13 protein-coding genes are annotated in these 22,751 nt (G+C 56.4%); 7 read left to right on the top strand and 6 right to left on the bottom strand.

Annotation, left to right across the window (positions count from 1 at the left end; all coding sequences use genetic code 11):
• The first annotated feature begins 90 nt into the window (after positions 1-90).
• Positions 91-1,779 carry a chloride channel protein gene (locus HFD95_RS15285; RefSeq protein ID WP_167430459.1) on the top strand — a complete coding sequence of 563 codons (1,689 nt, stop codon included), beginning with the start codon at positions 91-93 and terminating at the stop codon, positions 1,777-1,779.
• On the opposite strand, the gene HFD95_RS15280 is transcribed toward HFD95_RS15285, so the two are convergent.
• Positions 1,776-2,279 carry a M48 family metallopeptidase gene (locus tag HFD95_RS15280; RefSeq protein ID WP_010256568.1) on the bottom strand — a complete coding sequence of 168 codons (504 nt, stop codon included), beginning with the start codon at positions 2,277-2,279 and terminating at the stop codon, positions 1,776-1,778. The genes HFD95_RS15285 and HFD95_RS15280 overlap by 4 nt on opposite strands.
• Positions 2,280-2,362: 83 nt before the next feature.
• Between HFD95_RS15280 and rlmG the strand changes: the two genes are divergently transcribed.
• Positions 2,363-3,481, top strand: coding sequence for a 23S rRNA (guanine(1835)-N(2))-methyltransferase RlmG (gene rlmG / locus HFD95_RS15275; protein ID WP_064704043.1), 1,119 nt, complete (start codon positions 2,363-2,365; stop codon positions 3,479-3,481).
• Here rlmG and HFD95_RS15270 read toward each other — a convergent pair whose 3' ends face one another.
• On the bottom strand, positions 3,482-5,500 hold the full coding sequence (locus tag HFD95_RS15270) for an NADPH-dependent 2,4-dienoyl-CoA reductase (RefSeq protein WP_167430458.1): 2,019 nt from the start codon (positions 5,498-5,500) through the stop codon (positions 3,482-3,484).
• A 267-nt stretch (positions 5,501-5,767) separates the two neighbouring features.
• Positions 5,768-6,475 carry a polyphenol oxidase family protein gene (locus HFD95_RS15265; protein WP_167430457.1) on the bottom strand — a complete coding sequence of 236 codons (708 nt, stop codon included), beginning with the start codon at positions 6,473-6,475 and terminating at the stop codon, positions 5,768-5,770.
• A 106-nt stretch (positions 6,476-6,581) separates the two neighbouring features.
• On the opposite strand from HFD95_RS15265, the gene HFD95_RS15260 reads away from it, so the two are divergent.
• From HFD95_RS15260 to HFD95_RS15245, 4 genes are all read left to right on the top strand, one after another.
• A complete protein-coding gene (locus HFD95_RS15260; RefSeq protein ID WP_010699771.1) occupies positions 6,582-7,391 on the top strand; it encodes a 5'-nucleotidase, lipoprotein e(P4) family in 810 nt (269 codons plus the stop codon).
• A 580-nt stretch (positions 7,392-7,971) separates the two neighbouring features.
• On the top strand, positions 7,972-8,607 hold the full coding sequence (locus tag HFD95_RS15255) for a carbonic anhydrase (protein WP_029519418.1): 636 nt from the start codon (positions 7,972-7,974) through the stop codon (positions 8,605-8,607).
• The gene (locus HFD95_RS15250) at positions 8,604-10,079 is read left to right on the top strand and encodes a SulP family inorganic anion transporter (RefSeq protein WP_167430456.1); all 1,476 of its coding nucleotides are present in this window, start codon (positions 8,604-8,606) and stop codon (positions 10,077-10,079) included. Before HFD95_RS15255 ends, HFD95_RS15250 begins: the two co-directional genes overlap by 4 nt.
• A gap of 269 nt (positions 10,080-10,348) precedes the next feature.
• Complete coding sequence (locus HFD95_RS15245; RefSeq protein WP_163799470.1) at positions 10,349-11,770, top strand: GGDEF domain-containing protein; 1,422 nt, start codon at positions 10,349-10,351, stop codon at positions 11,768-11,770.
• Positions 11,771-11,790: 20 nt separating this feature from the next.
• Here the strand turns inward: HFD95_RS15245 and ddlA are convergent, their stop codons facing one another.
• Both ddlA and HFD95_RS15235 read right to left on the bottom strand, forming a co-directional pair.
• Positions 11,791-12,888: a D-alanine--D-alanine ligase gene (gene ddlA, locus HFD95_RS15240; protein ID WP_111534648.1), complete on the bottom strand. Its 1,098-nt coding sequence runs from the start codon at positions 12,886-12,888 to the stop codon at positions 11,791-11,793.
• Between the two features lie 225 nt (positions 12,889-13,113).
• Positions 13,114-21,699, bottom strand: coding sequence for a GH36-type glycosyl hydrolase domain-containing protein (locus HFD95_RS15235; protein WP_167430455.1), 8,586 nt, complete (start codon positions 21,697-21,699; stop codon positions 13,114-13,116).
• A gap of 305 nt (positions 21,700-22,004) precedes the next feature.
• On the opposite strand from HFD95_RS15235, the gene HFD95_RS22240 reads away from it, so the two are divergent.
• Positions 22,005-22,160: a YnfU family zinc-binding protein gene (locus tag HFD95_RS22240; RefSeq protein WP_216844881.1), complete on the top strand. Its 156-nt coding sequence runs from the start codon at positions 22,005-22,007 to the stop codon at positions 22,158-22,160.
• Between the two features lie 118 nt (positions 22,161-22,278).
• Here the strand turns inward: HFD95_RS22240 and HFD95_RS15230 are convergent, their stop codons facing one another.
• Complete coding sequence (locus tag HFD95_RS15230; protein WP_242459332.1) at positions 22,279-22,551, bottom strand: hypothetical protein; 273 nt, start codon at positions 22,549-22,551, stop codon at positions 22,279-22,281.
• Positions 22,552-22,751 lie beyond the last annotated feature (200 nt).

The following is a 22,751-nucleotide window of genomic DNA, read 5'->3' as shown; positions in this document are numbered from 1 at the left end:
TGGTGCCGGGCGGGCAGGGATTGATCCTGCGATCCGCATTCCAATAATATGCGGAAGCGATGATGTTTATGTACCAACCAGGGAGCGCAGGTGAAAGCAAGTAAGCACGCATTAAACTGGACCACACTTCTGATCGCCATTCCGGTCGGGTGTGCGGCGTCGCTGGTGACGCTGGCTTTCCGCGGCGTGATTGAACTGATCAACCATCTGCTGTTTGCCCGCAGTGGCGAAATAACCGAATCCCTGCATCTCTGGCCGTGGATCTTCTGGCCGCTGCTGGTGGGGGCGGGCGGCGTTCTGGCGGGCTATTTTCTGCGTTATGCCGTTGCCATTGAGCAGCAGCAGACGGTGAAAACGGATTACCTTGAAGTGATCAACGCCCGGCTGGATGCGGTGCCGACCCGGACCTCACTGTTCCGTGCCTTATCGTCGATTGCCAGTATCGGCAGCGGCGCGTCGATAGGTAAAGAGGGGCCGATGGTGCAGCTCTCGGCACTATGCGGCAGTGCGATTGGTCGCCTGTTACCGGCCTCACTTAACCTGAAAAACAGTGACGTGGTGGCGATGGCGGCGGCGGCGGGCCTCGCGTCGGTTTACCATGCGCCACTGGCGTCGGCGATTTTTGTGGCGGAAATCGCCTTCGGCATTTCTGCGTTGCAGCGGCTGATCCCCCTGATCATCGCTGCCGCCACGGCGGTGATGACCATGTGGACGCTGGGTTTTCGCAGCGCGCTCTATCCGCTGGCAGACGCGAACTTCGCCATGGATCTCAGCAGCCTGCTGATGACGGTGGTGATTGGTCTGTGCGCCGGTCTGGCGGGCTGGATCGTGATTAAATGCATCGCCCGCAGCAAAGTGCTGTTCAGCCGGGTCGCCTCCCTGCCGCTGCGCCTCGGGGCGGGCGGCTTTGCGGTCGGCTTACTGGCGCTGATCTCCACTGATACCCTCGGCAACGGCTACGAGGTGATCGTCAAAGTGATGGCCGGGCACTACCTGCTGCCGGGTCTGCTGCTGTTGCTGGTGCTAAAAACCCTCGCTACCAGCCTGTCGGTAGGGTCGAACGCCGTCGGCGGACTCTTTACCCCTTCGCTGCTGATTGGCGCGCTGCTGGGGGTGATCATCGCGACGGTGGGGGCGGCGCTGCATCTGCCGCTCGGCAATGTGCTGCTCTATGCCGCGATTGGTATGGCGGCGGTGCTGGCGGCGGTCAGTCAGGCGCCGTTGATGGCGATGCTGATGGTGCTGGAGATGACGCTCAACAGCAGCCTGCTGTTTCCGCTGATGATCGCCACGGTGCTGGCGTCGATGGTGGTCTATCGCCTGCAATCCGCCAGTACCTATCCGGTCGTGAGTCATCACTTCAGCCGTTCAGAAGCGAAATATGATTTCGATAACATGCGCATTGCCGAGCTGATTATTGCGGGTGCGGCGTTGCAGCCGGAGGAGTCGGTGGGGCAGGCGCTGGCGGTCAGCTCCCTGAAGCGTGAACGCTATGTTTATGTGATCAACGCCGCGGGCGCTTTCCTCGGTGTGGTCTCGATTCATGAAATTTCGCGCCGGGTGCTGGCCCAGGAGATCACCCTCGACTCACCGGTGCAGTGCGTGATGGATCAGGATTTCCCGGTGGTGTATCAGAATCAGAGTATGCGTGAGGGATGGGAAGCCTTTGCGGCGGTGACGCTGGAGCGGTTGCCGGTGCTCAACAATCCGCAGGAACGGCGCTTTCTGGGCGCGCTGACCAAAACCAGCCTGATTCAGAAAGCGCAGGAGTTTCTTTAAGCCGCGTTGCCGCGCATCGCCTGGTCCGTCATCCACAGTCGCGCATCAAATTCGAGCTGGTGATAATCCGGCTCCATATGGCAGCAGAGCTGGTAGAACGCCTTATCGTGATCTTTCTCTTTAAGGTGTGCCAGCTCATGCACCACGATCATCCGCAGAAACGGCTCTGGCGCGAGGCGGAAAAAGGTCGAGATACGGATTTCCGCTTTCGCCTTAAGCTTACCGCCCTGAATCCGCGAGATGGCTGTGTGCAGCCCGAGTGCATGCTTCATCACCTTAATCTTGTTATCCCACATCACTTTGCTGATCGGCGGCGCATTGCGCATATAGCGATTTTTCAGCGCCTGCGTGTAGTCATACAGCGCTTTATCACTCATCACGTCGTGGGTGTCGGGATAACGTTCCTGCAGGAACGCACCTAAGCGCTGATGGGCGATCAGCGACTGAACCTGCTCAAGAAGGGGGGCAGGATAACCCTGAAGGTAGATCAGTGAGGACATTAGGGATTCCAGGCGAAAGACAGTATACTGCGCCCCCGATTTTGGGGCGAAAATCAACCAAAGTGTACCACGCCGGAGAATTCATGAGCCAACTTGAACTGAACGATCGCACACTGATCCTGCATCGCTTCCCGCAGATGCGTGACGAAAGTCCATTACAAGCCTGGGATGCGGCTGATGAATATCTGTTACAGCAGGCGCTGCCAGAGGGGCCGGTGCTGGTCTTCAACGACAGTTTCGGGGCATTAACCTGCGCCCTGAATCCGCGTACCGTCTGGCACGTCAGCGACTCCTGGCTGAGCCAGCAGGCCGCCCGTCAGAACCTGACCTTTAATGGGCTGGATGACAGCGACGTTCACTTTGTTGATAGCCTGGCTGAACTGCCTGCTTCACCTGCGGCTGTGCTGATCAAGGTGCCTAAAACCCTGGCGCTGCTGGAGCACCAGCTGCGCGCCATTCGCGAAGTCGTCACGCCTGATACGGTGATTCTGGCGGCGGCGCGCGCCAAAGAGATCCATAACTCTACGCTGCAGCTGTTCGAACAGATCATTGGTGAAACCAAAACCTCTCTGGCGTGGAAAAAAGCGCGTCTGATCTACAGCCAGTTCAGCAAGCCTGCACTGCGCGAGGCCACGCCGACGCTGGTCTGGCCGCTGGATGGCACCCCTTATCAGATTCACAACTACGCCAACGTCTTCTCGCGCGCTTCGCTGGATATCGGCGCACGGCTCTTTGTGCAGCATCTGCCGGAAAACATTGAGGGCGAGATTGTCGATCTCGGCTGTGGTAACGGCGTGGTGGGACTGGTGGCGCTGGAGCAGAACCCGCAGGCCGAGGTGCATTTCCTTGATGAGTCTTACATGGCGGTCGCCTCCAGCAAGCTTAATGTGGAAGTGAACCGTCCTGAGGATCTGTCACGCTGTCAGTTCCTGGTGAACAACGTGCTGAGTGGCTATCCGTCAGATCGGCTGCACGCGGTGCTGTGCAACCCGCCGTTCCACCAGCAGCACGCGGTGACCGATCACCTGGCATGGCAGATGTTCCGTGATGCCAAACGCTGCCTTCAGTATGGCGGCGAGTTGCGCATTGTCGGCAACCGCCACCTCGATTATCACCACAAGCTGAAGAAGCTGTTTGGTAACTGTACGCTGATCGCCTCTAACCAGAAGTTTGTGGTGCTGCGCGCGGTGAAAATGCGCTAGTCAGACGGTTAATGCCAGCTGCGTCGCCTGCGCAATCGCACGGCGCGCATCCAGCTCCTGCGCCACATCCGCACCGCCGATGACTGTCACCCTCTGTCCTTTTGCACGCAGCGCGGCTTCCAGTTCGCGCTGCGGCTCCTGTCCGGCACAGATAATCACATTATCGACCTCCAGCAGCAGCGTTTCGCCGTTGCGCCGCAGATGCAGGCCGCTGTTATCAATCGCCAGATACTCAACGCCGCCCCACATCTCTACGCCCTGCGCCTGCAGACTGGCGCGATGGATCCAGCCGGTGGTTTTTGCCAGCCCGGCACCCGGTTTTCCCGATCGGCGTTGCAGCAGCCAGATTTGCCGTAACGCGGCAGGCGGCTCGGGTTTCATCACGCCGCCACGCTGCGTCAGGCTGTGGTCGATGCCCCATTCGGCATAAAACGCCGCCAGATCCTCGTCATGGGATGGCTGTGACAGATACTCCGCCACATCAAAGCCAATACCGCCTGCGCCGATAATCGCCACCCGTTTCCCCACCGGGCGCTTATCGCGCAGCACCTCCAGGTAGCTCAGCACGCTGGGGTGGTCGATGCCCGGAATATCGGGCGTACGCGGCTGAATGCCGGTCGCCAGAACCACTTCATCGGCGTCACTCAGCTGATCCGCCGTCACCCGCCAGCCCGTCTGAACCGTCACGCCTGCGGCCGCCAGCTCATGCCGGAAATAGCGCAGCGTTTCGCTGAACTCCGATTTGCCAGGGATCAGCCGGGCAATATTGAACTGGCCGCCTATCTCCGGCGCGGCCTCATAGAGGGTTACCTGATGGCCGCGCTGCGCCGCCTGTAGCGCAAACGCCATGCCGGCCGGACCGGCACCCACTACGGCCAGCCTGCGCGGGGCGGTGCTGGCGATGACCGGCATCAGCGACTCATGGCAGGCGCGCGGATTGACCAGGCAGGAGGTGATTTTACCGGCGAACACCTGATCGAGGCAGGCCTGATTACAGGCAATGCAGGTGTTGATGCTGTCCGGTTCACCGCGCTGTGCTTTAGTGACAAAGGCGGGATCGGCGAGAAAAGGGCGCGCCATCGACACCATATCGGCGCAGCCGGACTGCAACAGCTGCTCGGCGACGGCGGGATGGTTGATGCGATTGGTGGCGATGACCGGCACCTTCACCTGTTCACGCAGGCGCTGCGTCACCCACGCAAAGGCCGCACGCGGCACGCAGGTGGCGATGGTCGGGATGCGCGCCTCGTGCCAGCCAATACCGGTATTAAACAGCGTGACGCCGCACTGCTCCAGTTCGCCCGCCAGCAACAGCGTCTCCTCCAGCGTGCTGCCCTCTTCGATCAGGTCGAGCATCGACAACCGGAAGATGATGATAAAGGCGTCACCGGTCGCGGCGCGAACGGCGCGGGTAATCGCCAGCGCGAACTGCATCCGCTGCCGGAAGTCGCCACCCCAGCGGTCGGTGCGCTGATTGGTGTGCTTTACCAGAAACTGATTAATCAGGTAGCCTTCGGAACCCATGATCTCCACGCCATCGTAGCCCGCCTGCTGTGCCAGTCGGGCGCAGCGGGCAAAGTCATCAATGGTCTGTTCAATCGCCGCCTCGCTCATCGCCTGTGGCGTAAACGGGTTAATCGGCGCCTGGCGTGCCGAGGGCGCAACCAGATCGGGCTGATAGCTGTAACGGCCGGTATGCAGGATCTGCAGGGCGATTTTGCCCTGATGCTGATGTACCGCCTCCGTGATCTGCCGGTGCCAGTCACATTGCGTCTCGTCGGTGAGCATCGCGCCATGCGCGGTGGTGACCCCCTGGGCATTGGGGGCGATGCCGCCGGTGACGATCAGCGCGACGCCTTCACGCGCCCGCTCGCCGTAGAAAGCCGCCAGCCGGGCTGCGCCATCCGGGTGTTCTTCCAGTCCGGTGTGCATTGACCCCATCAGAAAGCGGTTTTTCAGTCGGGTAAAGCCAAGGTCCAGCGGCGTAAACAGCGCAGGATAGTCAGGATTGACGGACATGATAGTCACTCACGGTAAAGTGGTCGGATGAGTTCACTCTAGCCACTTCTGCGTTAAAAAAAAGTGAAAGAATGTCAGGGTGTGAGTGAAATCATAAACAACGGCAGGGGAGTGAGGTGAGTAACAAAGAGTGGGCGGAGGTAGCCCGTGCCTTGCGCAAAGAGGTTAAGACCGCCATCCGTGGCCCGCGTAGCTTTGCGACAGGCGTCAGCGCCCGTCGCAGTTCAGATTCCACTACATGCTGTCAGCGCGGTGCCAGAAAACCCATTAACGTCGACGGATCCATGAATAGCGGGAGTGATAGCCGCTGCCGTGGTGGGTATTAAAGCGGTAGCTTGAACCGCTTTCGGCCATACAGTAGGTGCAGACATTGACGTTATCGATCTGCGCAGCCGGCACCCCCGCGTTTACCAGCAACTGCGTCGCCAGCGCAGGCAGATCGAACCAGACACCCTGCTGGCGGGCAGCGGCCTGTGGACGTTGCGCCAGAGGATTAACCGGCTGGTTCTGGTGCCAGCGCAGCCCGCTGGCCAATGCCGGGTTCTGCGCAATCTCCGCCAGCTGCGGTTCGGCCAGTTCATAACAGCAGGGGCCCATCGCCGGACCGATCGCCACCATCAGGTTCTGCGGCTCGCAGCCCTGCTCGCAGAGTTTTTCAACCGCGCGGGTCAGCACACCCGCCAGCGTACCTTTGAGTCCGGCATGAACCGCGGCCACGATCCGCTGCTGGTGATCGGCGAACAGCACTGGCAGGCAGTCGGCGGTGTAGACCGCCACCGGGCGCGTCCCGCTGCCAATCACGCCATCAGACTCGCAGCTTTTGGGTGGGATGTTCTCGATATCGGTGACCACGGTCGCGCTGTGGCGCTGATGTCCATAGGCGGCCTCAGCGGGTGGTGGCTCTCCGGCTGGCTGAAACGCATATTCGAGCCACTCCAGCGAATCGAGCAATGGCGAGCGCGGGATCACGGCCATAGGAATCTCCTGTTATAACAGCGTGCGTTGGGCTGCCCACAGCTTACGTTAACTGCTACATTTTTGAAGCTTCTCCTCAGACCTTTCTCACCTTAAGGATGAAATGATGAAAACCTCCGCAAAACTGGCTGCATCCGGACTGGTCGCGCTGCTGCTTACCGGCTGCGCCTCGTCGACACATCAGACCGCGCAGCAGCAACTCGGCCAGCAATCGGTGCTGGCGGTAAACTGGTTCCAGCAGTCTGGTGAATATCAGGCGCTGACCTGGCAGGCATTTAATACCGCGCGTATGGCGTTTGATCAGGCCCCCTCGCTGACTGGCAAACCCAAAGCGGTGATTGTCGATCTGGATGAGACGATGCTGGATAACAGTGCCTACAGCGCGTGGCAGGCGAAGAACGGCCAGCCGTTCAGCAGCAAAACCTGGTCAGCCTGGACACAGGCGCGGCAGGCGAAAGCGGTGCCGGGCGCGATAGAGTTTGCGCGTCATGTCACACAGAATGGCGGCACGCTGTTCTATGTGTCGAACCGCGATCAGAAAGATTACGCGGCCACGGTCGCTAACATGCAGCAGCTTGGCTTCCCCAACGTCAGCGATAAAACGGTACGTCTGAATACTGACAGCTCCAATAAGCAGGCGCGTTTCGATGCCATTAAAAATGCCGGTTATAACGTGGTGCTCTACGTTGGCGATAACCTCAACGATTTTGGTGGCGCGACCTGGCATCAGGGTAATCAGACGCGTCGTGATTTTGTGAATCTTAACCATCAGCAGTTTGGAACGCAGTTCATCGTGCTGCCGAATCCGCTCTACGGCGACTGGGAGAGCGGAATGGCGGAAAACTACAATAAACTGACGCCCGAACAGCAGCTGTCTGTGCGGGAATCGCGCCTGCAAAGCTGGAACGGTAAATAATTCGTCAAGAAAAAGAGCCTGACCGTGTCAGGCTCTGTTAAAACATGGTCCTGATTTACTTTCTCCCGTCACTATTTTGCTGCAAATTAAATTAATTATCTCTTGCTTCATTCTTATCTAAAATCAGGCATATCTGACTGGCTATCAGCAATTAAGCCGGTTGATCGTGCTAATGGTTAATTTTTTAATTAAGAGTATTCCTGGTAAAAAGCAGGCCGGTTGGTATGGCAGTGAATATCCCCTTGGTTAATGATTGTATTTTTTTGTCAGCAATAACTTTAGTTTATTATATTTTATATTTTAATCTATTGATATTATTGATCTTAAAATAGTTTCCGCTAATTATTTCACTTCTCTGCTGCTTAATTAAATTTACTTACCCCTGACTCTTACTGACGCCAGATTGACAAATAGCATGATGTTAAAGTGCTGTGAAATATTGCTCGTGCATTGGTAATGGTTAGCGGCTATAACCTTTTTCTGTGACTCAGTTCTTATTTGCCTGGCGGCTCACGCTTTATTTGTGAGCCGATACACTTTGTGGTTAGCCAGGATGCGACATCCCGGTAGTAGAGAGAAGATGATTGTGACGACACTTAAACCCTTATTAGCGAAAAATCGCAGTTGGGCATTACAGCGCCGCCAGCGTAATCCAGACTACTTTAAAAAATTCCTTCATCAGCAAAAGCCGCACTCACTCTGGATAGGTTGTTCTGATAGTCGCGTTCCGGCAGAAGTCTTAACCGGCTCCCATCCTGGCGAACTCTTTGTGCATCGTAATATCGCCAACATGGTGATTGAGGACGATGACAATTTACTGAGCGTGCTGCAATACGCGCTCTTCTTTCTCGGTGTAAAACGCATTGTATTAAGCGGCCACTATGGCTGCGGTGGGGTGGAAGCCGCGCAGAATCTGCCGGGTAGCGTGCTGGACGGGCAGGAGAGCGCGCTGGCGAGACGCATTCAGACGTTGCGTCATGATATTCAGCATGGCCTGGCGGAAAGCCCCCCTTCAGACGCGGAGCCGGGTGAACAGCTCGATCGGCTGGTTGAGGCCAACGTTAAGGCGCAATTCGCCAGACTGGTGAAATCTGAACCGGTCCGGCAAATCTGGCAATCGGGCCAGGAACTGGAGGTGTTTGGTTGTGTGTATGACCTGCGCTCCGGCCATCTTAAAGAGCTGATTCATCAATCTGCAGAGGAACCTTCATTATGAACCTCGATACCCTGCGTCGCGACATTCCTGCGGGTCTGGTGGTGTTTCTGGTCGCCTTACCGCTCTGTCTTGGCATCGCACAGGCCAGCGGATTACCGCCGTTTGCCGGTCTGCTGACCGGTGTGATTGGCGGCCTGGTGGTCACATCACTGAGTCCGTCCCGGTTTGCCGTCAGCGGCCCGGCGGCAGGCCTGGTCACCATCGTCGTTGCCTCAATGGCGTCTCTGGGCAGTTTTTCCGCCTTTCTCACCGCGCTGATTATCGCCGGAGCACTGCAATGTCTGTTTGGCCTGCTGCGTGCCGGACGGTTTATTTCGCTGGTGCCGGGCAGCGTCATTAAAGGGATGCTGGCGGCGATCGGTTTGCTGCTGATCATGCAGCAGATCCCGGTGGCGCTGGGTGCCGCGGGCGATGCGGAGCTGGTTTCACTGGTGACCGGTGAGATGGCCTTCTCGCTGCCTGCGGTAGCGGTAGCGGGTGTCGGCCTGGCCATTTTATGTCTCTGGACCACCGCACCGGTGAAGCGGATCAAAGCGCTGGCCTGGATCCCTGGGCCGCTGATTGCCGTGCTGATAGGCTGCCTTGCTACCGTCGTGGGTGGACGGCTGTTCCCGGAGATGACCAGCGGTCTGGCGCGTATTTCGTTGCCCGCTTTTGACAGCATTTCCGCGCTGGTAGCAGAGCTGGAAACGCCCGACTGGATGGCCTGGCAGAATCCGCAGGTCTGGGTTGTTGCGGTAACCTTAGCCCTGGTCGCCAGTCTGGAAACGCTGCTGAGTCAGGAGGCGCTGAAAAAACTGCGTCCTCAGACGCCCGCGCCGTCGCCCAACAAAGAGATGTTCGCGCAGGGCATCGGTAACCTGGCGGCCGGTTTCCTTGGCGCGATGCCGATAACGGCGGTGATCGTGCGCAGTTCGGTTAACGTCAGTGCGGGCGCGCAGACTAAACTGTCGATCTTCATTCACGGTGTGCTGCTGCTGATTTGCGGTATGTGGTTCAGTGAGATGCTGAACGCCATTCCGCTGGCCAGCCTCGCTGCCGTGCTGCTCTATACCGGCTACAAGCTGGCGACACCCAAACTGTTTATTGAGCAGTTCCGGATGGGCGCGCAGCAGTACGTGCCGTTTCTGGCCACCATCGTCGGTATTATCACGCTGGGCATGCTGGTCGGGATTGGTATCGGCATCGCCACGCAGATCCTCTATAGCATCTATAAGAGCCATCGCAACGCGCTGCAGCTCACCCGCTATGACGACCACTACGTGCTGCGCTTTCAGCAGAACCTGACCTTTATGCACAATCCAAAGCTGCAGGGATTGCTGGATGAGATCCCGGAGAACAGCGTCGTCATCGTCGATAACGACAATGCGGAATATATCGATCCCGACGTCAAAGCGGTGCTGAAAGATTTTGGCGATAACGCCGACAAACGCGGCATTCGCCTGAGTCAGTGGCCGGTTGCCGTAAAATAGCGTTTAGCGCAACGGTAAAGTCGTCAGAACAGCAAAAATCGGATATCTCGGATATCCGATTTTTTTATTTGCGATGCATAATAGAGCCCCAGTTTTTGCTGTCATCTGATGGGTTTAGCCTCAAAACGGTAACTTTTCTGAGTTAGCCCATGAAACGAGGTTTTATCGCCGGATGACATTGAGGAGATTCAGGATTTAATCATTCTGACACCACGCGCCTGTCCAGGCTGGCGTGGACAGCCAGCCTCTCTGTGACAAGGTCCGGATGTATGCGCATACAGCTGTTTGAAGAGCACAACGTTAAGAAGAACGCATTTTCACTGTTTTTAATCACGTTGCTGTTTTGCTTTATCGGCGGACACCTGCGCTTTCCACAGGAGCTGTCGCTGTTCTGGCCGGTCAATGCGATTGTCACTGGCGTGATCGTCCGGAATCCTTTTCTGCATCAGACCCGCTATTACCTGGCCACCTTTGCTGCGATGGTGTTTAACGACATCGTTTTTTCAGGCTGGGCGCTCTCTGCTTTTACCCTCAACATGGCGAATCTTCTGTTTGTGCTGGTGGCGGTGACGCTGCTGGTAAAACATCTTCAGCACGACTCCGGCAGCGAGCGTATAACCAGCGTGCTGCGCATTTTTCCGGCCTGTCTGCTGGCCGGACTGGCCTGCGCCAGCTGGGGGGCGCTGGCGCAGCAGGCCGATTTTAACAGCGGGCTGGTGACGGCCTGGGGCGAATGGTTCAGCGAACAGTTCTCAACCGGGCTGATGCTGCTGCCCTTTTTGCTGACGCGCGACTGGGCGTCGCTGTCGCCCCGGCAGTTTATGCAGATGCGCAAGCTGGCACCGGTTGTCGCCGTGATTTTTTCGCTGATGATTGGCGCGATGATGGGCGGCGCAGGCAGCCTGACGTTCCCGGTTCCGGCGCTGGTCTGGTGCGCCATCGTGCTGCCGATGCCGCTCACCAGCCTGGTGATTTTGCTGACCGGCATTAGCGAAATCATTCTGGTTTCGCATGGCGTGATGAATATCCAGGGCGATGACAATATGCTGCCGATCACCCATCTGACCTCGGCACGGCTGGGCGTGGCGACCATTGCGATCAGCCCGCTGATTGTGGCGGTGAGCATGGATGCGATTCGCCAGCTCAACCAGCGTCTGGCGCTGCGCGCCAACTATGACTTCCTGACCCGGCTGCTGTCGCGTTCCGGCCTCTATGAAAGTCTGCGTGCTGAGCCGATCTTCCCGGACCGCCGGGTGGGCGTGATCCTGCTGGATGTCGACTACTTTAAAGCGATTAATGACAATTTTGGTCATGATGCGGGTGACAGCGTACTGGAAGAGATCGCCCGCCGTATGCAGCGCGTTGTGGGTAAAGAGGGGCGCATCTGCCGTTTTGGCGGCGAAGAGTTTGCGGTGGTGCTGTTCGACCAGAATCCGGAAAAGCTCTACTTTCTTGCTGAGAGCATCCGGCAGAAGATGGCGAAAGAGAAGTTCTGGCTGCAGGGCAGTACGGCCACGGTAACCGTCAGTCTGGGGCTGGCGCATGGCAATGCCGGTGAGGCGACGGAGTGGCACCGCGTCATCAACCGGCTGATTTCCGCAGCCGATAAAAACCTCTATCTGTCGAAACGCAATGGCCGCAATCAGACCTCGCCGGTTAACTACCGTGCCATCACCAGCGACGTGGCATAACGCCACGCCGCCGGGTTGTGTCAGCTGACGCTGCTTTTCAGGGTACTGGCCTGCTGGTGGCGTTCAATCGCCAGGTCGATCAGACGACTGATCAGGTCCTGATAGCTGAGTCCGGCCGCCTGCCACAGTTTCGGATACATGCTGATATTGGTGAAGCCGGGCAGGGTATTCACTTCGTTGACGATAATTTCGCCGTCGTCAGTTAAAAACACATCGACGCGCGCCATGCCAAAGCACTCCAGCGCGGTAAAGGCCTTGATGGCGACCTCACGAATCGCATCGCTGGTTTCCGATGAAATGGCTGCCGGGACCACCGTCTGCGCACCGCTCTCAGAGATATATTTGGTGTCATACGAATAGAAGGCGTCATGCACCACCACTTCACCGCAGGGGCTGGCTTCAGGGGCATCGTTACCCAGCACCGCACACTCGATCTCGCGGCCTTTGATACCCTGCTCAATCAGCACCTTGCGGTCAAAGGAGAAGGCCAGCGCCAGCGCGGCATCAAACTCTTCAATGCTATCCACTTTGCTGACGCCCACGGATGAACCCTGGTTGGCGGGTTTGATAAACAGCGGCAGACCAAAGCGGGCAATGACTGCGCTGGCGTCCAGCTGTGCACGCTGGGCCTGGGTGACGCTCACCCACGGCGCGACGTTGAGGCCGGCGTCGCGCAGCAGGCGTTTGGTAAAATCTTTATCCATGCTGACCGCAGAGCCCAGCACGTCGGAACCGACGAAGGGTAACGAGGCCATACGCAGCAGGCCCTGCAGGGAGCCATCTTCACCCAGCGTACCGTGCACGATCGGGAAGATAACGTCGATCTGCGACAGCGGATGGGCGTTATGACGGGTGATGATCTGCTGCTGAGTTGTGCCGGGCACCAGCGCCACATCTTCAGCGGCGTGATTCAGCGCGATCAGCGCCGGATTTTCAGCGTTAAGTAAGAAGTTTGAAGCATCGTTAAGACGCCAGTGTCCCTGCTTATCAATGCCCAGCAGCACCACGTCAAACCTGGTTTTGTCGATCGCCTCAAGGATATTTTTGGCCGACTGTAACGACACCTCATGCTCAGCCGATTTCCCGCCAAACACGATCCCTACCCGCAACTTTGTCATCAATTTTGCCCACTGAAAAAATCAAAACCACAAGATAGCATGGGCTTCGCGAGGGAAAACAGGGCAGGGCGACAGATAATTGTGAGCAGGCGATTAACCCTCGCCACTCACCAGAACGCTGCCGTTGAGCTGCCCGACCTGACGCGGGTGGCAGCTCAACGGCCCGCTCGCAAAGGCCACTTAATCTCCTCTTTAAGCTGATGCAGGCGGGGTGTCTGGTTTAACTTAACCTGATGCAGAGCCCAGCCTGACTTCAACCTGATGTTCCTGGCGATGGCTTTCCAGCGCTATTTCGTCACCGTCACACCGTTTGCCATCCAGCCACAGCTGATAGGTGCTGTCACCGCGAGTAACCCGGATGTTGTAGATCCCTTCTCCCTCACGGTAGACAATTTTTATCTCTGACCAGTCAGCGGGAAGCTGTGGGCGAAGAGACAGCGCGTTGCCGCGCCGGCTTATCCCAAGCAGACTCTCACTGATAAGCTGATAGGTCCAGCCTGACGAACCGGTATACCAGGTCCAGCCGCCTCGCCCGCTGTGGCCTTCGGCCGCATACACATCCGCAGCCATCACATAAGGCTCTGCTTTGTAGATCGCCATATCCTGTTGATTGCCACTATGATTAACCGGATTAATCATAGAGAGCAGGGACCAGGCGCGCTCTGTTTCACCCATCGCCGCAAAGGCCATAATCGCCCACAGAGCCCCATGGGTGTACTGACCGCCATTTTCCCTGACGCCCGGTAAATAACCGCGAATGTAGCCCGGATTTGGCCCTGCGCCATCGAAAGGCGGAGTGAGCAATTTAATCAGCCGGTTATCCTTATCAACCAGATGCTGATAAAGCGCCGCCATTGCTGACCGGCATCTGGCGTCCTCGCCTGCGCCAGAGAGTACCGACCAGCTCTGGGCAATGGCGTCTATCCGGCACTCACTGTCAGCATGTGAACCGAGCGTCTGGCCACTGTCAAAAAAGCCGCGCAGATACCATTCGCCATCCCAGGCCGCATGGTTAAGCGCGGTTTTGAGCGTCTGCGCGTGCTCCTGACAGTGGCGGGCGGTATCGGTATCGCCGAACCGCACAGCCAGCGCGGCAAAGCGGTCCAGAACCGTATAGAGGAAGAAGCCGAGCCAGACGCTTTCACCCTTGCCGGCAATCCCGACGGTACTCATACCATCGTTCCAGTCCCCTGAGCCCATCAGCGGGAGGCCGTGCTGGCCGAAATTAAGGGCGTGGTTAACCGCGCGAACGCAGTGCTGCCATAGCGGTTCATTAATCTTACTGACGCCCGGAAGCTCATAGACAGACTCTTCGTCCTCTGCCAGCAGGCGACCTTCAAGGTAGCTGACGGGCTGTGACAGCAGCGCAATATCATCGGTTGCCTGCACATAGCGGCACAGCGCATAGGGCAACCACAGGTAGTCGTCGGAGCAGCGGGTTCTGACGCCGTGGCCAGCAGGCGGATGCCACCAGTGCTGTACATCTCCCTCGATAAACTGGCGGGATGCACACAACAACAGCTGATCGCGCAGGCGCTGAGGGGCAGCGTGGGTCAGCGCCAGCGTATCCTGCAACTGATCGCGGAAACCAAAGGCACCACCGGATTGGTAATATCCGCTGCGCGCCAGCAAACGGCTGGCCAGCGTCTGGTACAGCAGCCAGCCGTTTGCCAGTAAATCGACCTCCGCTGCCGGTGTCTGGATTTGCACTTTAGTCAGTAGCTGGTGCCAGTGCTGTTTAACTTTGGACAGCTCGTTCTGAGCCTCCCCGGTGGAGAGGAACTGCTGCATCAGCGCGGTCACTGCACTCTCATCCTCACCGACGCCAAGGGCAAAAACAAAGCTGCGGCTGTCGCCGTCAATCAGTGTCGTCAGCGTCTGCAGCGCGGCGCAGGGATCCATTCCTGCCCCGGTGTTACCTGACAGACCACGAACATTCATCATCGCGGGCTGCCGTGTGGTGCCGTTACGGCCCAGACACTCAAGCCGGTTGCCGCTGTACGCAATCCGGGTACCTGTGACGGCAAAAAAAGCGGTCCGCGCAGAGCCCGTGCTGTTATAAAAGTTTCTGGCCAGAACCGCGCTGCCTGTGGCGATAGCGGCAGGGGACGTCACCACATGCCTTGCGGAGCGGCTCGCCAGCTCACCCAGAACCCATTCGACGTATCCGGTAATCGACAGATTACGCGTTTTGCCAGAGAGGTTACTCAGCGTCAGCAGGGAAAGTCTGACCGGCGCCTCTTCTGCCACGAACACCGTTAACGTGCTGCTGATGCCATACTCCGTGTGTTCAAACGTGCTGTAACCGAAGCCATGACGGGTCAGATAATCGCCCTTGCCGCGAACCGGAAGCGGCGTGGGCGACCAGACATCACCCGTCTCTTCATCACGCAGATAAAGCGCTTCGCCAGAGCTGTCACTGACGGGGTCATTGTGCCAGGGCGTCAGACGATATTCATGCGCGTTTTCATACCAGCTATAGCCCTGGCCACTCTCGGAAATGACGGTGCCCAACTGGCTGTTGGCCAGCACATTGCACCACGGCGCAGGTGTCTGCTGCTGGCCGGAAAGAATGATGTGATATTCGCTGCCGTCCTCGTTGAAACCACCGGTGCCATTGAAAAACTGCAACCGCTCCGGCGAAAAGGTGACGGCTGCAGGCGGCGGCGTCTTACTGACCGATGGAAACGCAAAAGCAGGCGGGGTGCGCACCGGTTTTAACAGCGTGCTGAGCTGATCGGCGAGGCTACCGTTCCGGCCTTCCAGCACGACAGCCGCGACGCTCAGCAACAGTTGCAGATCGTCAGCGGAAAAACTTTCGCTTTTGCGGATAAATATGCCGCCAGGTTTGTCCGCCTGCTGCCGTTCATCTCCGGCAGGGATCAGGGTCGTGAGCTGATTGAACAGGTTCTGCTGGTAGCCGCCCTGGTCGCTGTTCAGGATAAGCAGATCGACCGTCAGCCCTTTTTGTCGCCAGTACTGGTGCGCCTGAATGAGCGTGGTGACCAGGTCGAGCTGATTAATGTTTTCTATCCGAACCAGAAGAATCGGCAGATCACCCGAAATCGCATGGCGCCACAATGACTCCTGGCCCAGCCGGTTCTGCATCAGCGCGTCTGATTCGCCACGCATTTCGGCACTGGAAAACAGCACGGCACTGGCCAGCTGATTAAACAGGCTGGTATCTTCGGTGCGGATATTCAACTGACGCAAGGCGACCTGACTGTGGGACCACGCCAGTTCAAATACCCGATCGGCGCTGATGTGGTTACGGTACTTCTCAATCAGCGCAATAGTGGTGTCACGCTGAAGTGTCACACCGTAAAGCATATCGATGGTGACGGTCTCTCCCGCTTTTAACGTCACTGACTGGCGAATTGATAACACGGGATCTAACACCGCTCCCTGCTGACCCGTTAATTCACTGCCCGGCATCAGCGCCTGAGCATCGGCTGGGGTCCTGCCGCGCCCGAGAAAACGAGCCCGGTCGGTTTCAAAAGAGGTCTGGCGACCGGTATTGCCATGTATCGCCATCGCGTGAAACATCCATGCCGTCACTTCTTTCTCTTCACGTGGCCGACGGTGAGCCAGAATCGCTTCCAGCCTGTCAACGATCTCAGTCTGGACGAACAGATTACTGAACGCAGGGTGGGCCATATCGCTGGCTGCTGGCGCCAGTACCACTTCGGTGTAGCTGGTGATATCGAACGGGCGGGTCTGACGGGAACGGTTAGTGACCGTGATGCGTCTGATCTCCACATCATCTTCCGGGGAGACCACGATATGCGTGTGAATGCTGAAGGTGGTGCCTGAAGCGTCAAACTCAATCCCGGCATCATTGAAACGGGTTTTATAATGCGGACGCTCGCAGCAGGTCGGCTGATAGCTGTGAGCAATCACTTCGGCGGATTGCTGATCGGTAACGTAACAGAACGTTCCGTAGTTGTTGCTGGTGCTATCCGCACGCCAGCGGGTGAGTGCCAGCCCCTTCCACTGGCTGTAGCCTGTCCCCGCGTGCGTCACCATCAGATGATAATCTGCATTGGAAAGCAGCTGAAGTTGTGGCTGGCGCGGATCTGAACCACTGAATTCACGCTGGTCGGGAATGCTGCGCTGCTGTTTAGGGTCACTGTTTTCGACAAAACTGCGGCGTGGGGTATAGAGCTCAATATCATCAGGCACTTTTTCCTGCAGCAGCAAACGCGACGACTGAAACAGTGCGCTGGACATAAAGCGCGCGACCATGGGCGCATCCAGCAGCTGGTGAGAGAGCGCTAGCAATCCCATCGCCTGATGATGAGCCATATACGATTTGACGATCGCAAATGGCTGACCGGGAGCCAGTCGATCCGCGGTGAAATCCAGCGCTTCGTAATAACCGTAGTCACCGCTGGCACCCATTTTTTTAAGTCTTATCAGATTAGCCGTCGCCTCCTGCGGCAGCACCATCAGCGCCAGCAGCGTCGCATAGGGCGCAACAACATGATTGTCATTCAGGCCGCGTTTCAGACCCAGTTCTGGCGTACCAAATGCCCGATACTGGTAGTTATGATTGACGTCAAACGCAGCGTAACCCGATTCCGAAACGCCCCAGGGCGTATCGGTGCTGTTACCCGAGGCAATCTGTTGCCTGACCGCCGATAACGCCATCTTTTCCAGCAGCGTGTCGGGGTAAACCGGCATGACCAGGTGCGGCATCAGGTATTCAAACATTGAGCCGCTCCATGACATCACGGCGGGCTGGTTATTAAGCTGAGTAAATAAGCGCCCCAGTACAAACCAGCTCTTGGCCGGAAGCTGACTGGTGGAAATAGCAAAGTAGTGCGTCAGGCGGACTTCTGAAGGGAAAAGGTCATATTTGCTGGCGTCCAGCAGACCGCTGTCCATGTTATAGCCCACGCTGAGTAAAGACGTGGCCGGATAATAGAGAAAGCGGAAGTCCATACTGGCGTGATCGCTAAGGCGGCTGTCCAGCTCCAGCAGGGCAGCCATTCGTTCGCGGGCGGCCCATATCGCAGTCTCTGCCTGTTTTTCCGGGAGTCCGGGGCGGTTCAGGTTCAACTCAGCGAGCCACAGCAATGACGGAATGTCGGCAGGCAGTGGCGCATCCGGGCTAACCCAGCTGAAAAGGAGGGACCACTCCTGAGTAAAATCCACCAGCTGCTGATGGAAAAGCGCCGGCCAGTTTACCCGCGTTGTCGGAAGATAAGCCTGTTCTGCCAATACGCTTAATGCCAGCAGAGCCTGCATCCCGGCGTGAAAATCGGTGGGTGAAGCGCGCTGCATCAGGCTTAGCTTAGCTGCGATTTGTTCCACAATGTCGCTGCGGGTGTCGCTCAGTTGGTCTTTAAGCAGTGAGAAGGTATCGGAGAGACCTTCCAGGATACAGGGGAGAGACATCACCGGCTGGTATTTCCACTGCGCCAGGCCAGCCTGAAGGGTCACAAGGTGAGCCGCCATATTACCGCTGTCTACCGTTGAGACGTAGCGTGGGTTCAGTGGTTTTAACGTCTGGGTGTCATACCAGTTATAAAGATGTCCTCTGAAATGCTCCATTCGATCAAGGGTATCGAGGGTGTCGAGCGTCCGGCTGATGACCCGATTCTGGCTGATATAACCAAAATCCCATGCCGTCAGGTTTGCCAGCAGCGACAGGCCAATGTTGGTCGGTGAGGTCCGGTTGGCCACCCGCGACTCCGGAATCTCCTGCAGATTATCCGGCGGCAAATGGTTGTTATCACTGCTGGCAAATTCGTTAAACCAGGCCCAGGTTCTACGCGCGGTGCGACGCAAAAAGAGGCGCTGTTCCGCTGAAAGGCTGCCTGGCTGAGCGCGTTTGGGCTGGCTCATGCGGCTCAGTAACGCGGGGGCGACCGCCCACAATAAAGCGAGCGCCAGTGCGACATGCGTCATCGACGGCATGCTCAGGCTGGTCAGGAATACCAGAGCCGCGCCTGCTACCGGATTAATCCACATGCGGCGGTAGAAATGGCGCACATCAGGCTCGACAGGTTTCAGTGATGAAGCGCTCTTCCACTCGTTCAGGTAGCGATGGCTGATAGTCAGGCGCCATAAGGTCACGATAATCGCCTTCAGCGACCAGTAACTCTCGTGAGGCAGGATGGCCAGCGCCAGGCCAGCGCGGGAAAGGCGGTTAAATGCATCGGTGACCAGCATGGATAAATGCTGCCGCCAGGCACGCGTTTTACTTTTCGTCACCCCGTCGATTACCAACGCTGGCAGTCCTGGAAGCAGCAGAAATAGCATGATGCACCCGACCCAGAATATTGGATTCGGTACTATCGTACACAGCATAAACACCAGCATCAGCAGGGCAGGCGCCACCAGGCTGCGGCGCAGGTTGTCTGTTAATTTCCAGCGGGAAAGCGCACTGAGCGGGTTCTTTTGACGACTGCAATCTTCCTGCCGCACCTGCAACCGTAGCCAGTTAAGGAGCTGCCAGTCGCCCCGCACCCAGCGAAATCGTCGGGCAACATCGCTCAGATAACTATCCGGATATTGTTCATACAGGACGACGTTACTGACCACACCGGAGCGGGCATAGCACCCCTCAAGCAGGTCATGGCTCAGCACCAGATTTTCCGGACAGGTATTGCGTATCGCCCGGCTAAAGGCAGCGACATCGTAAATACCCTTGCCGACAAATGAGCCTTCACCAAACAGATCCTGATAAATATCGGATGAGAGTGAGGAGTAAGCATCATTCCCCGGAATGCTGCTGCACAGCCGGGCATAGCGGCTCTGACCGTTAACCGGTATCTCTTCAGCCAGACGAGGCTGCAGGATGGCATAGCCTTCAACCACCCGATTTTTGACATCATCGAACACCGGCGCATTGAGCGGGTGGGCCATGACGCCAATCAGCTTATGCGCTGTCTCACGCGGCAGTATTGTGTCGCTGTCGAGAGTAATCACATATTTAACGCTGTGCAGCTGCGTCTGCGTGGCACCTACCGTGACGCTGAAGGCGTTTTCTTCACCCTGAAGCCAGCGATTCAGGGCATGGATCTTACCGCGCTTGCGTTCATACCCCATCCAGACGCCCTGAGAAATATTATGGGTGCGGTCACGGTGTAAAAGGGAGAAGAGCGCAATATCCGATTTACCCCCGCTGTAGCGCCGATTCAGCGCTTCCGTTTTCAGCACGGCGTAACGGATAAGCGCGGCGTCATGATGATGGTCCTGTTCGGCGCTATCGGTAAAGTCGGTCAGTAACGCAAAACTGATATTCGCTAAGGCGTTACCGAGATAGCAGATTTCCAGAGAGCGCAGCAGGGCGTCTGTTCCCTCATTGCTGCTGAGTAAACAGGGGATAACTACCAGTGTGCGGTCATGCTCCGGTACCGCCAGAGAATAATCGAGTCGGGGCAGGGGAAGGGGATGGCGGCTACGGGTGGTTAACTCGCTCAGCAACTGCAAGGCTAGCTGGCTGCTGACAATGATGGCGGGCAGCACCAGCAACCACAATAAAGATGCCATGCCCGCCTGATGGGTGCTGTAGAGCATCTCGGCGGTAAACGCGGTTGTCAGCAGTAAAAGGCTGCCTAACCAGGAGAGTAAAGGGGTCTGACTCAGATGCTGCCGGCTCCTGTTCAGCCACGTCACCTTAACGTCAAGCTGCTGTTCCAGTTGCTGAAATCCTTTATCCAGCAGGTAATAGCCGACATGCTGCTGACGCAGGGGAAGATCAGGCTGGCTTGCCAGCGTCAGCACAGCCTGGGCGACTTCACGTTCATCAAACCGACTGTGCCGCGCCAGACGTTCAATCACGTGGCGGTAGTCATCGCGACTGTCAAAATGCATCAGCGGGTATGTCCCGGTGGGATCCTGCTGCAGGACTTTCTCAACCAGGCTGACGGATTCGACAAAGGCCTGCCAGTCAATTTCGCCGAGTTGTCGCAGGCCGGTAATACTGTTGCTGACAGAGAGCTGACTCAGGGCCAGCTGCCGGTTGAACTGCTCAATGACTTCCGAGGTTTTCCGGCCGGTATTTTCCAGCTGTTGTTCGACCCAGGTTAACGCCAGAGTATTGTTCTGGCCACTTAAGCGCCGTTCAAGTTCAGCGACGAAAGCGCCGGAAACCTGCGGGTTCTGGCGGGCCATATCAGCGATGACCAGAATAACTTTTGACGCATCTTCGGCGGCAGTGGAGAGGATATCGCTGATCCACTGCTCCGCTTTATTACGTTCCTGATGTACCCTGGCGACGTCAGCCGCAATCCGGGCCAGATTGTTGATAAGCGCAAACCGTAACATGGCAGGCATGGCCCACAGTTCGCCGAGCAGCAGGGGCGTAACGCGCTGGTAGGCAGCGATAAAAGGATGCAGGACGCTGGTTTCCAGTCTGCCATCACTGTGCTTAATCATCTCCTCGGCGATAGCCTGGATGCGCAGGTAATGAGCCGACTCCTCCAGCATGGGCAGTCCTTTACCAAATTTTGCCGGTAACAGGTGCCGGACCAGGCGGATCTGCTCTTCAATGATGTAAAAATTATCCAGTATCCAGACGGCCGCCGGTGTCTGGCTGCGTTTATCGCCTTCACTCAGGATCTCTGCGCTGCGCGTCAATGACAGTTCATTATCTGCCAGCTGCTGCAACAGTCGGTAGGACCATTTTCCACCCGACAGATTATGCGTTTTCGCTAATTTTTCGCCGTAGTTATCCATTTGTTCAGCCGAAAAAATATCTGGCCGGTGGGCCTGATAAATACCTTCTGTCGGGAACAAAGGAAAATGTTCATCGGGTAATTCACTTTCCCGGCTGAACCACGTCGTCAGTTTTATTTTCACACTCATTTCCTTGCGCTTGCGCAGCAGCTGGATCCGGAAAAAAAAAGGATGACAAAAAAGGAGCCAAAAGAAGGGCTGGAGGTGATAAACAGGTGTAGATGATATTGATTATAGTCCTGTTTCCGTTATTCGTAGCTATCCTGATTAACCGTCTGGCGTTCTCTTATGGCGATAAAATAAAGTTAAAAAAATAAATAGCTGCCTTCTCCTCACCTTAGCCCTTTTTAACATCAGAGCCGACAGATAAAAAAATTAATTTACCTGCACTGTGTTACGCTGATGGCAACATTTCAGAGGATAACGACATGACCTGGTTGAGCTTTCTCTTCGACGCGCTACACAGCAGCGAAACCAATACACAGTGCCCGGTGTGTAAAAAGTTTTCCAGACAGTCTGTAGCTAAAAAGAATAAAGGACAGGCAGTCTTATGCCCTCACTGTAAGTCATTGTATGTTATATAAAGTCCGTCGTCTTTTTATGTTGCGATCAACAGGCAGCAGCAAGTCATACTGTTTAACCTTATCTCTCATTGAGACAATATCTTCGTAACATTAATTACAATGTGCTGATAAATCTGCATTATCTTTCGTACTCGGTGAAATAACGCTGTGATTCGCCCTGGTCGAGAAATTCGAATGATGAAAGTTGAATAATATCTGGTCCTGCAGACCACACTTCATTAACTCTTGAGATAATATCGCCTTCCTGAAGCGTCAGAAGATTATTAATGCGTAACACAGCAAATCTGCCATTTTCAAATTCGACCTGATACAACGCAACTTTCTTCAGCGGCATGATGGTTCTTCCACGAATTACCCGGCAGCAGAGTTCAGCACTCGATGAACTTTTCATGATAAACCTCTAATCTATTCATACTCTTCTGTTCAATAAATTAATCTGCAGAATTGTGAATCTGACCTCAGTGCACACGTTTTGCAGATTTCAATTGGCCCGTCTGGACTGCATTTGTTCATATCCGTAAATATAGCGGGTTTATGAAAATAATCTGATACACCCTCTGCAGGATTAAAAAGTGACTCCGGGGTATCAGT

It is taken from the genome of Pantoea sp. EKM10T, assembly GCF_011800685.1.
In the GTDB taxonomy this organism is placed as follows: Bacteria; Pseudomonadota; Gammaproteobacteria; order Enterobacterales; family Enterobacteriaceae; genus Pantoea; species Pantoea agglomerans.
The sequence above is the reverse complement of the archived record's forward strand: the minus strand, read 5'-3'. Positions and strand labels throughout refer to the sequence as shown.

Bases quoted from the DNA above. Each gene is read 5' to 3' on its own strand.
- HFD95_RS15270 (WP_167430458.1), bottom strand. From the start codon at position 5,500: ATGTCCGTCAATCCTGACTATCCTGCGCTGTTTACGCCGCTGGACCTT.
- HFD95_RS15230 (WP_242459332.1), bottom strand. From the start codon at position 22,551: ATGAAAAGTTCATCGAGTGCTGAACTCTGCTGCCGGGTAATTCGTGGA.
- rlmG (WP_064704043.1), top strand. From the start codon at position 2,363: ATGAGCCAACTTGAACTGAACGATCGCACACTGATCCTGCATCGCTTC.
- ddlA (WP_111534648.1), bottom strand. From the start codon at position 12,888: ATGACAAAGTTGCGGGTAGGGATCGTGTTTGGCGGGAAATCGGCTGAG.
- HFD95_RS22240 (WP_216844881.1), top strand. From the start codon at position 22,005: ATGACCTGGTTGAGCTTTCTCTTCGACGCGCTACACAGCAGCGAAACC.
- HFD95_RS15255 (WP_029519418.1), top strand. From the start codon at position 7,972: ATGATTGTGACGACACTTAAACCCTTATTAGCGAAAAATCGCAGTTGG.
- HFD95_RS15250 (WP_167430456.1), top strand. From the start codon at position 8,604: ATGAACCTCGATACCCTGCGTCGCGACATTCCTGCGGGTCTGGTGGTG.
- HFD95_RS15245 (WP_163799470.1), top strand. From the start codon at position 10,349: ATGCGCATACAGCTGTTTGAAGAGCACAACGTTAAGAAGAACGCATTT.
- HFD95_RS15260 (WP_010699771.1), top strand. From the start codon at position 6,582: ATGAAAACCTCCGCAAAACTGGCTGCATCCGGACTGGTCGCGCTGCTG.
- HFD95_RS15265 (WP_167430457.1), bottom strand. From the start codon at position 6,475: ATGGCCGTGATCCCGCGCTCGCCATTGCTCGATTCGCTGGAGTGGCTC.
- HFD95_RS15280 (WP_010256568.1), bottom strand. From the start codon at position 2,279: ATGTCCTCACTGATCTACCTTCAGGGTTATCCTGCCCCCCTTCTTGAG.